The sequence below is a fragment of the Vibrio sp. YT-16 genome (assembly GCF_033337405.1).
In the GTDB taxonomy this organism is placed as follows: Bacteria; Pseudomonadota; Gammaproteobacteria; order Enterobacterales; family Vibrionaceae; genus Vibrio; species Vibrio alginolyticus.
On the sequence record NZ_JAWOQQ010000160.1, the window covers coordinates 1 to 1039 of the forward strand.

General features: G+C 47.7%; 1 protein-coding gene. It reads right to left on the reverse strand.

Annotated features, from left to right (window positions below; translation table 11 throughout):
- The coding region (queG, locus tag R7F07_RS25460) for a tRNA epoxyqueuosine(34) reductase QueG (protein ID WP_318110703.1) at positions 1-1000 on the reverse strand (1000 nt) is incomplete at its 3' end.
- Positions 1001-1039: the final 39 nt, after the last annotated feature.

The window sequence follows — 1039 nt, forward strand, 5'->3', positions numbered from 1 at the left end:
CCAGTAATTTCCTGTCACCAAGTCGCGCATTAAGTGCGTCTATCACCCGTTGGCTGTATTCTGCATTACCAAGTGCGACAGATATATTACGTAGCCATTGTTCGTGACCGATACGACGGATAGCAGAACCTTCCATATTTTTTAAGAACGTTGCCTCGTCCCATTGGAATAATTCAACTAAGTCTGGGTTGTGAAAGCTTTCCCGGCGATGGAAATCTTCTTGTTCGGTAACGTCTGCATAGCGGTTCCATGGGCAGACGAGTTGGCAGTCATCACAGCCGTAGATGCGGTTACCCATCGGTTTGCGGAATTCCTCAGGGATGACACCATCAAACTCTATCGTGAGATAAGAGATACAGCGTCTCGCATCGACAACTTTATCTTCTACAATGGCTTGAGTCGGGCATGACGTAATACACGCTCGGCATTTTTCGCATTGGTCGACACTTGGAGTATCGACTGGTAAAGGTAGGTCAATCAGCAGTTCACCAAGGAAGAACCAAGAACCACACTCTTTATCTAAGATCAGTGAGTGTTTACCTGTCCAACCCAATCCGGCCTTTTGGGCTAGAGGCCGCTCAAGTATTGGCGCAGAGTCGACAAAAGGGCGATAACCAAACTGACCCACTTCTTCTTCTATGAGCTTACCCAACTTGTTGAGTTGTTTTCTGACCAGCTTATGGTAATCACGCCCTAGCGCATAGCGGCTAATATAAGCATGATTTTTATTCGCGAGATTTGAAGCAAATTGCGCTTCTGGCGGTAGGTAGTCCATCCGGACGCTGATAACACGAACGGTTCCCGGTAATAACTCATTGGGTCTGGCGCGCATCATTCCGTGACGAGCCATCCAATCCATTGAGCCGTGATAGCCAGCATCTAGCCATTTTTGTAGTGCGGCTTCATGTTCACTAAGATCAACGTCGCAGATGCCCACTTTTTGAAAGCCGAGCTCTTCTCCCCAAACTTTGATCTGTTGCGCGAGTTGTTCGTAGTTCAAGTTTTATCACCGAGATAAAGGGGGGCGGGATCTTAACGG